Here is a 12,752-nt window from a genome sequence, read left to right on the forward strand (position 1 = left end):
CGCCGTCGCAGAACAACATTTTGCAGGCCTTCGCTCATTTTCTTGACCCGTGAGTCAGTTATGACTAAATTCAGCCCATCCCGCTCGATAACAATAATGATTTTGCGAGGCCTTCCGTGATCCAGTTCCTACTCAACCAGACGCTGCGTACCGAGCACGCGCTGGACCCGAACCTGACCGTGCTCAATTACCTGCGCGAGCATTTGCATAAACCCGGAACCAAGGAAGGCTGCGCCAGTGGCGACTGTGGCGCCTGCACGGTGGTCGTGGGCGAAATCCACACCGACCCGCAGGGCCAGCAACGCGTGCGTTATCGCAGTCTCAACGCATGCCTGACCTTCGTGTCGGCGCTGCACGGCAAGCAATTGATCTGCGTGGAAGACCTCAAGCATCAAGGCCAATTGCACAGCGTGCAAAGCGCCATGGTCGAGTGCCATGGCTCGCAGTGCGGGTTCTGCACCCCCGGAATTGTGATGTCCCTGTTTGCGCTGCAAAAGAACAGCACCCAACCCGACGCCTATCAGGCCCATGAAGCGCTGGCCGGTAATCTGTGCCGCTGCACCGGCTATCGGCCGATTCTGGCCGCCGCCGAACGCGCCTGCTCGGTGCAGAGCGGTGACCAATTTGATGCACGCGAGCAGGCGACCCTGGCCGCCCTCAACGCCATCGCCCCCCAGCAGACCGCCGAGCTTAATAGCGGCGATAAACGCTGCTTGCTGCCACTCACCCTCAGCGACCTGGCCGACTTGTATGAAGCCTGCCCGCAAGCACGGCTGCTGGCCGGCGGCACGGACCTGGCGCTGGAGGTCACGCAATTCCATCGCCCGCTGCCGGTGATGATCTACGTGGGCCACGTGGCCGACATGAAGCGCATTGAAATCATTGAGGACCGCATCGAGATCGGTGCAGCCGTCACCCTCACCGACGCCTCCTCCCTGCTCACCACGCAATACCCGGATTTCGGCGAGCTGCTACAGCGCTTTGCCTCATTGCAAATCCGCAATCAAGGCACGCTGGGCGGCAACATTGGCAACGCCTCCCCGATTGGCGACACACCGCCCCTGTTAATTGCTTTGGGGGCCAGCCTCGTGCTGCGCAAGGGCGGCACCTGCCGAAGCCTGCCACTTGAGGACTACTTTATTGATTACCGCGTGACCGCCCGGCAAGAGGGCGAATTCATCGAGAAAATCATTGTTCCTCGCGCCACCGCCGACCACACCTTTCGCGCATACAAAGTGTCGAAACGGCTGGACGACGACATCAGTGCCGTGTGCGCAGCCTTTAACCTGACCCTCGACAACGGAACAGTCACCGGCGCGCGGATCGCTTTCGGCGGCATGGCGGCTACACCAAAGCGCGCCCGCGCCTGCGAAACCGCGCTGATTGGCAACCGCTTTGACAACGCCAGCGTCGAGCGCGCCTGCCGGGCACTGGCCGAGGACTTCACGCCGCTGTCGGACTTTCGCGCCAGCAAGGAATACCGCTTGCTGACCGCGCAAAACCTGCTGCGCAAGTACTTCCTCGAACTGCAAACCCCAACCCTCGAAACGCGGGTGACAGCGTATGTCTAACCATCGCACCGTCGAGCTGTCCCAGGCCGAACTGACCGCCCTTTTCGCGCAGGACCTGAAAACCGGGGTAGGCCGCAGCGTCAAACATGACAGCGCCGAAAAGCATGTGTCCGGGGAAGCGCAATACATTGACGACCGACTGGAGTTTCCCAACCAGCTGCATCTTTACGCGCGCCTGTCTGATCGGGCGCACGCCAGGATCATCAGCATCGACACCGCGCCCTGCTACGCATTTGAAGGCGTGCGACTGGTCATCACCCATGAAGACATCCCCGGCCTGAAAGATATCGGCCCGCTGCTGCCCGGCGACCCATTGCTGGCCATCGACACTGTGGAGTTTGTTGGCCAGCCCGTGCTGGCTGTCGCTGCCCGCGACCTGGAGACCGCGCGCAACGCCGCGATGGCCGCCATCATCGAATACGAGGACCTGGAACCGGTACTCGATGTGGTGCAAGCCTTGCGCAGCCAACACTTTGTCCTCGCCAGCCACACCCATCAGCGCGGCGACTCGGCCATGGCGCTGGCCCACGCCAAACACCGGCTTAAAGGCACGCTGCATATCGGGGGACAGGAACACTTCTATCTGGAAACCCAGATCTCCTCGGTCATGCCCACTGAAGACGGCGGCATGATCGTGTACTGCTCAACCCAAAACCCCAGCGAAATCCAGAAACTGGTGGCACTCGTACTCGATGTTCCAATGAATAACATCATGGTCGACATGCGCCGCATGGGCGGCGGCTTTGGTGGAAAGGAAACGCAGGCCGCCAGCCCTGCCTGCCTGTGCGCCGTGGTCGCGCGCCTCACCGGGCAGCCGGCCAAAATGCGCCTGCCACGGGCTGAAGACATGCACATGACCGGCAAGCGCCACCCCTTTTACGTGGAATACGATGTAGGTTTCGACGCCAGCGGCCGGTTGCAAGGCATTCAACTGGACCTGGCGGGCAACTGCGGTTATTCACCCGATTTATCTGCCTCGATTGTCGACCGCGCCATGTTTCACGCCGACAACGCCTACTACCTGGGCGATGCCACCACCCATGGCCATCGTTGCAAAACCAACACCGCCTCCAATACCGCGTACCGGGGGTTCGGCGGCCCGCAAGGGATGGTGGCCATCGAGCAGGTCATGGACCACATCGCCCGCCATCTGGGGCTCGACCCGCTGGCCGTGCGCAAAGCCAACTACTACGGCAAGACCGAGCGCAACGTGACCCACTATTACCAGACCGTGGAGCACAACCTGCTGGAAGAAATGACCGCCGACCTTGAAGCCAGCAGCCAATACGCCGAGCGGCGCGAGGCAATCAGGGTGTTCAATGCCAACAGCCCGATCCTGAAAAAAGGCCTGGCACTGACACCGGTCAAGTTCGGGATTTCCTTTACTGCCAGCTTTCTCAATCAGGCAGGCGCGCTGATCCACATTTACACCGACGGCAGCATTCACCTGAACCATGGTGGCACCGAGATGGGTCAGGGGCTGAACACCAAGGTCGCGCAAGTGGTGGCCGAAGTCTTCCAGGTGGACATCAGCCGCGTACAGATCACTGCCACCAACACCGACAAAGTGCCTAACACCTCGCCCACGGCGGCATCCAGCGGAGCAGACCTCAATGGCAAGGCTGCGCAAAATGCGGCCGAAACCATCAAGCAACGGCTGATTGCCTTTGCGGCTGAAAAATATGCGGTCAGTGAACAGGCGGTGCAGTTCCACAACGGCCAGGTGCGCGCAGGCGACCTGCTGCTGAGTTTCGACACCTTGATCCAGCAGGCGTATTTCGGGCAGGTGTCTCTGTCGAGCACGGGCTACTACAAAACCCCGAAAATCTACTACGACCGTAGCCAGGCCCGGGGCCGACCGTTTTACTACTACGCCTTTGGCGCAGCCTGCGCCGAAGTGATCGTCGACACCCTGACCGGCGAATACAAAATGTTGCGCACCGACATCCTGCATGACGTCGGTGCCTCCCTTAACCCCGCCATCGACATCGGTCAGGTTGAAGGCGGCTACCTGCAAGGCGCTGGCTGGCTGACCATGGAAGAGCTGGTGTGGAACGCCAAAGGCAAGTTGATGACCAGCGGCCCCGCCAGCTACAAAATTCCCGCGGTCGCCGACATGCCGCTGGACCTGCGGGTAAAGCTGGTCGAAAACCGCAAAAACCCGGAAGACACCGTGTTCCATTCCAAGGCCGTGGGCGAGCCGCCGTTTATGCTCGGCATCGCCGCGTGGTGCGCGATCAAAGATGCCGTGGCGAGCTTGGCAGACTACCGCGTGCAACCCGCTATCGACGCACCCGCGACCCCCGAACGCGTACTGTGGGGCTGCGAGCAAATGCGCCAGCACGGTGAACGCCATGCATAACTGGATCAGCGCCCTTGCCGACCTGCAACGCCAGGGTGAACCCTGCGTGTTGGTTACGATCATTGAAGAACAGGGCTCAACGCCGCGTAATGCCGGGTCGAAAATGGTCATCAGCGCCGCGCAAGCCTTTGACACCATCGGCGGGGGCCATCTGGAATACAAAGCCATGCAGATCGCCCGCGACATGCTGGCCAACGGCAAGCAGGCGCCCGACCTACAACGCTTCAGCCTCGGCGCCAGCCTCGGGCAATGTTGCGGCGGCGTCGCCGTTCTGTTGTTTGAGCCGATGGGCCAGGTGCACGCGCAGATCGCGGTATTTGGCGCCGGTCATGTCGCCCGGGCGCTGGTGCCGCTGCTCGCCAGCCTGCCCTGCCGCATTCGCTGGATCGATGAACGCGAACAGGAATTTCCGGCGCTGATTCCGGCAGGTGTGCAAACAATCGTGACCGATGAGCCCGTGGATGAAATCAAAGCGCTACCCGCGGGTTGCTACTGCATCGTCATGACGCATAATCACGCACTGGATCTGGAACTCAGTGCAGCCTTACTCATGCGCAACGACTTTGTCTACTTCGGCTTGATTGGTTCTCGCACCAAACGCCTGAAGTTCGAGCATCGACTGCGCGACCGAGGCATCAGCGCCCCCCATTTGCAGCGCATGCGCTGCCCCATGGGGTTGAGCGAAGTCAAAGGCAAACTGCCAATTGAAATCGCCATCTCCATCGCCGGCGAAATTATCGCCACCTACAACGCCCACTTCGGTCAACCGGGTGCAAGCGTTGAACCCATTAAACGACTGCTGCCGTCCTCGCGACGCAGCCAGGCCACGAACTGAGAAACATGATGACTTGTAAAGCCTACCGCGCCGCCCTCCTGCACAGCATCGCCGACCCGGCGCAGGTCGGGATCGATGCCTCTTATGAATACTTCGAAGATGGCTTGCTGGTCGTTGAAAACGGTCAGATCAAAGCCGTAGGCAACGCCTGCGACCTGTTGCCGTCCTTAGCGTCTGACGTCGATGTGACCACTTACAGCGACGCGCTGATCACGCCGGGCTTCATTGATACACACATCCATTTCCCGCAGACCGGCATGATTGGCTCCTACGGCGAACAGCTCCTTGACTGGCTGAACACCTACACCTTCCCGTGTGAGAGCCAGTTTGCCGACAAAGACCATGCGCAAGAAGTCGCGCAGGTGTTCCTCAAGGAGTTGCTGCGCAACGGCACGACGACAGCGCTGGTATTTGGCAGCGTGCACCCGCAATCCGTCGACGCCCTGTTCGAAGCTGCACAGCGTCTGGACCTGCGTCTAATCGCGGGCAAAGTGATGATGGACCGCAATGCGCCGGACTATCTGACAGACACCGCAGAAACCGGCTACAGCGAGAGCAAGGCACTGATTGAGCGCTGGCATGGCAAGGGGCGTTTGCATTACGCCGTCACCCCGCGCTTCGCGCCCACCAGCACACCGGAACAACTCACGCTGGCTGGCAAGCTGTTGGGCGAATACCCGGACCTGTACTTGCACACGCATATCAGCGAGAACCTTCAGGAAATTGAGTGGGTGAAATCCCTGTTCCCTGAACGCAAAGGCTATCTGGATGTGTATGACCATTACCAACTGCTGGGCGAACGCTCGGTATTTGCCCATGGCGTGCACCTGTGTGATGACGAGTGTGCACGGTTGGCGGAAACCGGTTCGGCCGTGGCCTTTTGCCCGACGTCAAACCTGTTCCTCGGCAGCGGCCTGTTTAACCTGCCCATGGCTGAGAAGCACAACCTCAACGTAGGGCTGGGCACGGATGTAGGCGCCGGCACCAGTTTTTCGCTGCTCAATACCCTGAACGAAGCCTACAAAGTCATGCAACTGCAAGGGCTGCGCCTGAACCCGTTCAAGTCGTTGTATCTGGCTACATTGGGTGGCGCACGGGCACTGCGCCTGGAAGATCGCATTGGCACCCTGCAGCCGGGCACTGACGCGGATTTTGTCGTGCTGGACTACAACGCAACACCCTTGCTCAGCTATCGCCTGAAGCAATCGAAGAGCATCGCTGAAACCCTGTTCGTGCTGATGACACTGGGCGACGACCGCACCGTGCTGCAGACCTTCGCAGCGGGCAACAAGGTGCACCAACGCTGACAGACTCGCCCTGCGTCGTCACTGACGCGCAGGGCGACGTTGCAACTCATGGGTGTTTCAGGCATATCGAGGGCCCAGGGTTTACGGACGCTCTGGCCGTACTGCAACCTTGCGCCTGGACAGCGACTGTACGCCTCCCGTTACAACTTGGCCGAGGGGCGTGTCGGTTTGCCTTTGGTTTGCAGCAAATGTGAGAACACAGCGTGCAAATCGTCGGAGGCGCTTTCTTCGTCGAGGTTGAGCTTGCTGTCGATGTGATCCATGTGGTGCATCATCAGGCTCACGGCCAGCTCGCCATTACGCGCCTCAATCGCGTCGATCAGTTGCATGTGCTCGTCATAGGAGCAATGGGAACGGTTGCCGCTCTCATACTGCGCAATGATCAGCGAGGTCTGGGACACCAGGCTGCGTTGAAAGCTGATCAACGGTGCATTCTTTGCCGCTTCGGCCAGCTTGAGGTGAAACTCGCCCGACAGCCGAATCCCCGCCCCGCGGTCCCCGCGCGAGAAACTGTCGCGTTCGTCCTGGACCATCTTGCGCAAGTCAGCGAGGTCGTCGGCTGAGGCGTGCTCCACGGCCAGTTCAGTGATGGCTTTCTCGACCAGACGCCGGGCAAAAAACACCTGCCGCGCTTCGTCAATGCTGGGGCTGGCCACGACGGCACCTCGGTTAGGGCGCAACAACACCACGCCTTCATGGGCCAAACGCGACAGTGCACGGCGAATGATGGTGCGGCTCACCCCAAAAATTTCACCCAGCGCTTCTTCACTCAGCTTGGTCCCCGGCGCCAATCGCTGTTCGAGGATGGCCTCAAAAATATGCGCGTAGACAATATCGTCCTGAGTGCCGCTGCGACCGGCCTTGCCAGTGCGGGTGGATTTCTTGAGGGGCTGCAACTGTTCGTTCATGAGGTCTCGTGTGGGATAGCGGCGGCGTATGAGGGTTTACGTTAGTCCGTAAACGAGCGTCGCTGGTAATGAATTAATACTAAAAAACAGCGCGCATTGTACACAACCCAGATTGCCAGTACGACTGTACGGCTGTTTGCAGCCGCGGCTGTATTGCAATGAAGTGTAACCTTTGCGTTTAGGCTGGCGCCCTGCTCCACCCTTTTTAAAGAACAAGGAATACCGTTTGATGACTGACGCCACCCACACGCGCTTGCACCCCTTGGCAGACAGTTCCCCTTCAGCCGTGGTGGCTGGTTTCATCGCGATGATGACCGGCTACACCAGCACACTGGTCCTGATGTTTCAGGCGGGTCAGGCTGCGGGGCTGACCAATGGGCAAATTTCCTCATGGATCTGGGCCCTGTCGATCGGCATGGCGATTTGCAGTATTGGCCTTTCGTTGCGCTACCGGTCCCCGATCACGATTGCCTGGTCAACCCCCGGCGCTGCCTTGCTGATTACCAGCCTGGGGGGGGTCAGCTACCCCGAGGCGATTGGCGGGTACATCACGTGCGCAGTGCTGGTGATCATTTGCGGCGTGACCGGCAGCTTCGAGCGACTGGTCAAACGCATCCCGGCATCACTGGCCTCAGCCCTGCTGGCCGGGATCCTGTTCAAGATTTGCAGTGAACTCTTCGTCGCTGCCCAGCACCAAACCGGGCTGGTACTGGGCATGTTTCTTACCTACCTGATCGTCAAGCGGGTGTCCCCACGGTATGCGGTACTGGGCGCGTTATTGATCGGGACACTGATTTCAGGGCTGATGGGGTTGCTGGACTTCAACGGTTTTGCCCTTGAGGTGGCGGTGCCCGAATGGACCAGCCCCTCCTTTTCCCTCGCGGCCACCATCAGCATCGGCATCCCCCTGTTTGTAGTGGCCATGACCTCGCAAAACATGCCGGGGGTCGCGGTGTTGCGTGCAGACGGCTACACCGTGCCCGCTTCACCGTTGATCACCACCACCGGGGTGGCATCACTGCTACTGGCACCGTTTGGCTCCCACGGCATTAACCTGGCTGCCATCAGCGCCGCCATTTGCACCGGCCCGCACGCCCACGAAGATCCGAACAAGCGTTACACCGCTGCCGTCTGGTGCGGGATCTTCTACGGGATCGCGGGGATTTTCGGCGCAACGCTGGCCGGACTGTTCGCGGCCTTTCCGAAGGAGCTGGTGCTGTCGATTGCCGCGTTGGCGCTGTTCGGCTCAATCATGAACGGCCTGACCATTGCCATGAATGAGCCCAAGGAACGCGAAGCCGCGCTGGTCACCTTCATGGTCACCGCGTCGGGGATGACGCTGTTCTCGGTGGGCTCGGCTTTTTGGGGCATTGTGGCGGGCGTGCTGACCTTGATAATTCTGAGCTGGAAGGCGAAGTAACCAACGTCTGCAACCCTGTAGCCGCACTGTTGCGGCTACAGGCCCTGTGAGCATTCAGATCGCCATTGCCCCGCCATCAACTGCAAGGGCATGCCCCGTGGTGAACGCTGCGCCGTCAGAGCACAGATACAACACGGCACTGGCCACCTCTTCGACAGTGCCGATCCGCCCGACCGGGTGCACCGCTGCCGCATAGTCGGCCTTGCGCGGGTCGGTTTCATAGGCACGCCGAAACATATCGGTATCAATCACCGCCGGACACACCGCATTCACGCGGACTTTTTTCTTCGCATACTCAATCGCCGCCGATTTCGTCAGCCCGATGACCGCGTGCTTTGAGGCCGCATAAATACTCATCTTCGGCGCCGCCCCCAAACCGGCCACTGAAGCGGCATTGACGATGGCACCACCACCCTGCGCCACCATCAGTGGCAACTGATATTTCATGCACAGCCAGACGCCTTTAACATTGACCGCCATGATGGCGTCGAACTCGTCCAGCGTGCCATCGGCCAGGCGCCCATGCTCAATCTCGATCCCGGCATTATTGAAGGCATAATCCAGACGCCCGAAAGCACTGATCGTGTGCTCCATCAGTTGCTGGACATCTGCTTCCTGCGTAACGTCGCAACGCACAAAAACAGCTGCGCCCCCAGCCGTCAGAATCTGCTGGACTGTGGCTTGCCCGCCCGCCACATGCACGTCAGACACCACGACAGTCAGCCCTTGCGCGGCAAAGGCCAAGGCCGTGGCGCGCCCGATGCCTGCCCCGGCTCCGGTTACGATCGCCACGCGCCCCGCAAACGTCATGCTCATTGTTTTTATCCTCGTCAGTAGTTCGCTGCATCGTCAGTCTAGACAGTCATCTGTTTATTTATCCCAGTGATAAAACCCTGCCCAGCACCATCATCACGACTGATAAAACTCCATTCGTGAACACGCATTCACTTGATGTCCGCGCGCATAACGTCTATCAACACCCTTTGTCTTTTAAAGAGATCGCACCATGACCGATTTGACCAACCGCCAGTTTTTGCTCGCAAAACGCCCAGTCGGTGCAGCCACCCGTGACACCTTTACCTATCAGCAAGTGCCCGTGGGCCAGCCCGCCGAGGGGCAGGTTCTGGTTAAAAATGAATACCTGTCCCTCGACCCGGCCATGCGTGGCTGGATGAATGAAGGCAAGTCCTATATTCCACCGGTGGCCTTGGGCGAGGTCATGCGAGCGTTGGGCGTGGGTAAAGTGATCGCCTCCAGGCATCCCGACTTCAACGTGGGCGACTACGTGAATGGCGCACTTGGCGTGCAGGATTATTTCCTCGGGGCACCTCGCGGCTTCTACAAAGTCGATCCAACACGTGTCCCCCTGCCGGTGTATTTGTCCGCACTGGGCATGACCGGCATGACCGCCTATTTCGCCCTGCTGGAAGTGGGTGCGCCCAAAGCGGGCGACACCGTGGTCATCTCGGGCGCGGCAGGTGCAGTGGGTAGCATTGCCGGGCAAATCGCCAAGCTCAAAGGCTGCCGCGTGGTCGGGATTGCAGGGGGGAAAGAGAAATGCGCCTACCTGATCGATGAGCTGGGCTTTGACGGTGCCATTGATTACAAAAACGAAGACGTGATCGCTGGCCTTAAACGCGAATGCCCTAACGGTGTGGATGTGTATTTCGACAACGTGGGCGGCGACATACTCGATGCCGTGCTCAGTCGCCTGAACGTCAAGGCACGGGTGGTGATTTGCGGAGCCATCAGCCAGTACAACAACAAAGAGGCTGCAAAAGGCCCGGCCAATTACCTGTCATTGCTGGTTAATCGCGCACGCATGGAAGGTTTTGTGGTGATGGACTACGCCGATCGCTATGCAGCGGCCGCGCAAGAAATGGCGGGATGGCTGGCCAAGGGCCAAGTGAAAAGCAAAGAGGACATTGTCGAAGGGCTGGAGACGTTCCCGGAGACCCTGATGAAACTGTTCAACAGCGCAAACTTCGGCAAGTTGCTGCTGAAGGTCTAAACGCGCGCGTCGACAGACTTGAGCCGCCGAGGTGTCGATACGTCCTTTGCGAATGTATCGACACCTGCCACGCGGGTCAGCGATTACGCCAATTCTGCAACCACAGCGGCCAACGCCTTGGCAGGATCAGTTGCCTGGCTGATAGGGCGCCCGATTACCAGGTAATCCGACCCGGCTTCCAAGGCTTGACGCGGTGTCAGGATGCGACGCTGGTCATCCAGCGCACTGCCTGCAGGACGAATCCCCGGCGTCACCAACTGCAACGAAGGGTGCGCGGCTTTCAACGCCTGAGCTTCCAGCGCTGAACATACCAGACCGTCCATCCCGGCTTTTTGCGCCAGGGCCGCCAGACGCAGCACTTGCTCTTGTGGTTCGATATCCAGGCCGATACCTGCAAGGTCCTCACGCTCCATGCTGGTCAGCACGGTGACACCAATCAGCAAGGGTTGCGGCCCGGAGCGCTTGTCCAGCACCTCACGGCAGGCAGCCATCATCCGCATGCCGCCCGAGCAATGAACGTTGACCATCCACACCCCCATTTCGGCCGCAGCTTTAACGGCCATTGCCGTGGTGTTCGGGATGTCATGAAATTTCAGGTCCAGGAACACGTCAAAACCTTTGTCACGCAGGGTTACGACGATCTCCGAGGCACAACTGGTGAACAACTCTTTACCCACCTTCACGCGGCACAGCGTGGGGTCCAACTGATCAGCCAGTTTCAATGCGGCGTCACGCGTAGGGAAATCCAGGGCGACGATAATAGGAGTCTGGCAATCGGACATTAGCGGGTTCTCAGGCTGGTCGAAATCGGCGCGCATTGTAGCGGAACCAACCGCATACCGGCACCCGATGATCACAATTTCAGCATTTTAGTCAGCACGAAACATTAAAAGCCCGCCCCCGGATAAGCGGCCTACAATTGAACCACTGACGCCTGCGTGCACTCACAGCTACATAACACCACTCGCCGGGCACTGTGAGCCCGGTCGAACGACCATTCAAGGAGAATCTTATGCCGTGGTATGCCTGGTTAATTCTGATCGTTGCGATTGGTGCCATTGTTGGTGGCCTCATGACCCTGCGCGACACCGCCAATAAGGTTGAGCTGACGGACGAGCAACGCAAACGCGTGGCGGAACGCAACGCCGAGATGGACGCCAAGGAATCGAAAGACAATTAACTTTTCGATGGTCTGAAGCGAAGAGCCTTGCTTGCACATAGCCAAATGCCTACACGCCTTTGCATAAAAGCCCCACTGCGTTGCGCAGGGTCGCAGGCATATGATGGCTGTTTGAAATCAAGAGACAGCCGTCATGAGGTATTCCCAACACCATAAGGCCCAAACCCATCAGCGCATCATTGAGGAAGCGTCCATACGTTTCCGACGCGACGGTATAGGTGCGACGGGGTTGCAGCCTCTTATGAAAGCGTTGGGACTTACCCATGGCGGCTTCTATGCCCACTTCGCCTCCAAGGATGAACTGGTCGAAAAAGCGCTGCAGCACGCGGCGAACCAAGTAGAAGTACATTGTGCCGAACTGTTCGACAGTCCAGATGCGCTGCCAACCTTTATCGACACTTATCTGTCCGAATGGCACCTCGCCTCGCCCCATGAAGGCTGCCCTTTACCGACCATGTCCGTGGAGATGGCGCAAAACGGCAACCCCAGCCCCGTTACCGATAGCGTCATCAACGCTCGCCTGACTCAAATCCAGGCTGAACTTGAAGGTCCGGATACAGAAGATCGCAGCATTGTGTTATTTGCCGCGTTAGTGGGAGCCCTTGTGTTGTCCCGCGGTGCGGAAAACCAAGCCTTGAAAAAGAGAATTCTGGACGTTACACGCGCAGCGCTGAAGGGGTCAGCCATCACGGCTTGAATTGCTGAATACAAAAAGGCCAGTCAGTGACTGGCCTTTTGTCATACAACGTTATCGCTTAGTTAACCGCGACTTTGTCCCGATTCTTCTCATATATCGCCTTACCAATCCCTTTGACTTCCATCAGCTCATCCGCTGACGTGAAATCCCCATTCGCCTCACGGTAAGCCACGATCGCCCTGGCTTTAGCAGCGCCTACACCCGACAACTCGCGCTGCAGGGTCGCTTCGTCAGCCGTGTTCAAGTTGATTGTTACAACTTGGGCTTCAGGGGAGATGGTGGTTTCAGACACCACCGGAGCAGGCGATGTCGGTGCAGTGCTGGCAACACTCAACCCCGAAAAGCCCAACAACACAGCCATGACAAACGAGGGAACAAGGGTGATACGCATAATTGACACTCCAATACACCGTTAAATGGAAACAGCTTTCCTGAGCTGTATCCAAAACCTAGACGATGGC

General features: G+C 58.9%; 12 protein-coding genes. 8 read left to right on the top strand and 4 right to left on the bottom strand.

Translation table 11 applies throughout. The features are described from left to right. The first annotated feature begins 116 nt into the window (after window positions 1-116). From xdhA to guaD, 4 genes are read left to right on the top strand one after another with little or no spacing between them, the layout of a single operon-like run. Window positions 117-1,571 carry a xanthine dehydrogenase small subunit gene (gene xdhA / locus HBN68_RS16150; RefSeq protein ID WP_169965262.1) on the top strand — a complete coding sequence of 485 codons (1,455 nt, stop codon included), beginning with the start codon at window positions 117-119 and terminating at the stop codon, window positions 1,569-1,571. Beyond that, window positions 1,564-3,933: a xanthine dehydrogenase molybdopterin binding subunit gene (xdhB, locus tag HBN68_RS16155; protein WP_169965264.1), complete on the top strand. Its 2,370-nt coding sequence runs from the start codon at window positions 1,564-1,566 to the stop codon at window positions 3,931-3,933. The genes xdhA and xdhB overlap by 8 nt, the downstream gene beginning before the upstream one ends. Then, the gene (gene xdhC / locus HBN68_RS16160) at window positions 3,926-4,768 is read left to right on the top strand and encodes a xanthine dehydrogenase accessory protein XdhC (RefSeq protein WP_169965266.1); all 843 of its coding nucleotides are present in this window, start codon (window positions 3,926-3,928) and stop codon (window positions 4,766-4,768) included. Before xdhB ends, xdhC begins: the two co-directional genes overlap by 8 nt. 8 nt (window positions 4,769-4,776) lie before the next feature. Next, complete coding sequence (gene guaD / locus HBN68_RS16165) at window positions 4,777-6,075, top strand: guanine deaminase (RefSeq protein WP_169965364.1); 1,299 nt, start codon at window positions 4,777-4,779, stop codon at window positions 6,073-6,075. A 140-nt stretch (window positions 6,076-6,215) separates the two neighbouring features. On the opposite strand, the gene HBN68_RS16170 is transcribed toward guaD, so the two are convergent. Beyond that, the gene (locus tag HBN68_RS16170) at window positions 6,216-6,983 is read right to left on the bottom strand and encodes a GntR family transcriptional regulator (RefSeq protein ID WP_094994560.1); all 768 of its coding nucleotides are present in this window, start codon (window positions 6,981-6,983) and stop codon (window positions 6,216-6,218) included. Between the two features lie 229 nt (window positions 6,984-7,212). Between HBN68_RS16170 and HBN68_RS16175 the strand changes: the two genes are divergently transcribed. Then, window positions 7,213-8,403: a benzoate/H(+) symporter BenE family transporter gene (locus HBN68_RS16175; protein WP_094994561.1), complete on the top strand. Its 1,191-nt coding sequence runs from the start codon at window positions 7,213-7,215 to the stop codon at window positions 8,401-8,403. 54 nt (window positions 8,404-8,457) lie between these two features. Here HBN68_RS16175 and HBN68_RS16180 read toward each other — a convergent pair whose 3' ends face one another. After that, window positions 8,458-9,219: an SDR family oxidoreductase gene (locus HBN68_RS16180; RefSeq protein ID WP_094994562.1), complete on the bottom strand. Its 762-nt coding sequence runs from the start codon at window positions 9,217-9,219 to the stop codon at window positions 8,458-8,460. Window positions 9,220-9,409: 190 nt separating this feature from the next. On the opposite strand from HBN68_RS16180, the gene HBN68_RS16185 reads away from it, so the two are divergent. Then, a complete protein-coding gene (locus tag HBN68_RS16185) occupies window positions 9,410-10,414 on the top strand; it encodes an NADP-dependent oxidoreductase (RefSeq protein ID WP_169965268.1) in 1,005 nt (334 codons plus the stop codon). A gap of 83 nt (window positions 10,415-10,497) precedes the next feature. Here HBN68_RS16185 and pyrF read toward each other — a convergent pair whose 3' ends face one another. Then, window positions 10,498-11,196: an orotidine-5'-phosphate decarboxylase gene (pyrF, locus tag HBN68_RS16190; RefSeq protein WP_169965366.1), complete on the bottom strand. Its 699-nt coding sequence runs from the start codon at window positions 11,194-11,196 to the stop codon at window positions 10,498-10,500. A 230-nt stretch (window positions 11,197-11,426) separates the two neighbouring features. Here pyrF and HBN68_RS16195 point away from each other — a divergent pair, with 230 nt between their 5' ends. Then, a complete protein-coding gene (locus HBN68_RS16195; RefSeq protein ID WP_082149311.1) occupies window positions 11,427-11,594 on the top strand; it encodes a DUF2897 family protein in 168 nt (55 codons plus the stop codon). 133 nt (window positions 11,595-11,727) lie between these two features. Further along, entirely contained in the window at window positions 11,728-12,291 is a 564-nt protein-coding gene (locus HBN68_RS16200) for a TetR/AcrR family transcriptional regulator (protein ID WP_169965270.1), read from the top strand. Between the two features lie 58 nt (window positions 12,292-12,349). On the opposite strand, the gene HBN68_RS16205 is transcribed toward HBN68_RS16200, so the two are convergent. Then, window positions 12,350-12,682: a helix-hairpin-helix domain-containing protein gene (locus HBN68_RS16205; protein ID WP_169965272.1), complete on the bottom strand. Its 333-nt coding sequence runs from the start codon at window positions 12,680-12,682 to the stop codon at window positions 12,350-12,352. Window positions 12,683-12,752 lie beyond the last annotated feature (70 nt).

The organism is Pseudomonas sp. WS 5078, assembly GCF_012985745.1.
Lineage (GTDB): Bacteria > Pseudomonadota > Gammaproteobacteria > Pseudomonadales > Pseudomonadaceae > Aquipseudomonas > Aquipseudomonas lundensis_A.

Excerpts from the sequence above, each read along its gene's own strand:
- xdhB (WP_169965264.1), top strand. The coding sequence starts at position 1,564 with ATGTCTAACCATCGCACCGTCGAGCTGTCCCAGGCCGAACTGACCGCC.
- xdhC (WP_169965266.1), top strand. The coding sequence starts at position 3,926 with ATGCATAACTGGATCAGCGCCCTTGCCGACCTGCAACGCCAGGGTGAA.
- guaD (WP_169965364.1), top strand. The coding sequence starts at position 4,777 with ATGACTTGTAAAGCCTACCGCGCCGCCCTCCTGCACAGCATCGCCGAC.
- HBN68_RS16170 (WP_094994560.1), bottom strand. The coding sequence starts at position 6,983 with ATGAACGAACAGTTGCAGCCCCTCAAGAAATCCACCCGCACTGGCAAG.
- HBN68_RS16175 (WP_094994561.1), top strand. The coding sequence starts at position 7,213 with ATGACTGACGCCACCCACACGCGCTTGCACCCCTTGGCAGACAGTTCC.
- HBN68_RS16180 (WP_094994562.1), bottom strand. The coding sequence starts at position 9,219 with ATGAGCATGACGTTTGCGGGGCGCGTGGCGATCGTAACCGGAGCCGGG.
- HBN68_RS16185 (WP_169965268.1), top strand. The coding sequence starts at position 9,410 with ATGACCGATTTGACCAACCGCCAGTTTTTGCTCGCAAAACGCCCAGTC.
- pyrF (WP_169965366.1), bottom strand. The coding sequence starts at position 11,196 with ATGTCCGATTGCCAGACTCCTATTATCGTCGCCCTGGATTTCCCTACG.
- HBN68_RS16195 (WP_082149311.1), top strand. The coding sequence starts at position 11,427 with ATGCCGTGGTATGCCTGGTTAATTCTGATCGTTGCGATTGGTGCCATT.
- HBN68_RS16200 (WP_169965270.1), top strand. The coding sequence starts at position 11,728 with ATGAGGTATTCCCAACACCATAAGGCCCAAACCCATCAGCGCATCATT.
- HBN68_RS16205 (WP_169965272.1), bottom strand. The coding sequence starts at position 12,682 with ATGCGTATCACCCTTGTTCCCTCGTTTGTCATGGCTGTGTTGTTGGGC.